The organism is Vibrio sp. 2132-1 (genome assembly GCF_033344315.1).
This window is the reverse complement of the sequence record NZ_JAWPON010000373.1, coordinates 1-680: the sequence shown is the minus strand read 5'-3', so window position 1 is coordinate 680 and position 680 is coordinate 1. Positions and strand designations below refer to the sequence as shown.

The 680-nt window shown below is 54.0% G+C and carries 1 protein-coding gene and 1 pseudogene; both read right to left on the bottom strand.

Annotation, left to right across the window (positions count from 1 at the left end; translation table 11 throughout):
• Nucleotides 1-292, bottom strand: a pseudogene (locus R8N47_RS25505) (hypothetical protein); the annotation flags it as partial.
• Between the two features lie 4 nt (nucleotides 293-296).
• Nucleotides 297-680, bottom strand: a 384-nt coding sequence (locus tag R8N47_RS25500) for a hypothetical protein (RefSeq protein ID WP_412034485.1), incomplete at its 5' end; no start/stop codon positions are given.

The window sequence follows — 680 nt, the reverse complement described above, 5'->3', positions numbered from 1 at the left end:
TACCCAACATTTCTGCATGGCTGGAGCCTTCTGCATGTCGGAAACAGCCGTCGTACTCAAAAAGAAAGGAGGCCAAACCTCCTCTCAGCTTTGCTTTGAACCGGGTGTTGGCCGCGTTCTCTGGCGCTGGTGCCAGCTCGGACACTTCAAGCCCTAAATTTGCGGCCAACTTCCGCAGGTCTTCCTCTCCAATTCGGCATCCAGGCTGCATAACCTGCGCCAGAGCAGATTCATCAGCACATCCGCGTTCTTTCAGCTCAGCCAAGAGGTAGGGAACTCGTACTACCCCCATAAGCTCAAGCTCCCTGAATCGCGTGGACCACCAGCTCACAGAGTTTCCCGTACACAGGAGCAAGGCAGAGTGAAGCCATCACCATGCCAAAGGCTTTCGATGGAGCCTCTTTGGCGAACTTGGTCAACCACGGCATCATGCCGCACAGAGCAGCAACCATAGCGCCAGCCACCCCCAGGGAAGGGAATGCCATCACTTGGGCCAGAATGAAGAAACACTGGGCGTATGCCGCATGGGTCATCGCCTTCTTATCTGCTGCCGTGAACTCCACGGCATCTACGCTTTTGACTTTTTCCATCACATTGTCCTCATGCAACATCAGGTTTTCCGAAAAATTTCTCATACACTTCGAGGTCGAAGGCCAGCATGGTCTTTGCCGCCTTTTCAC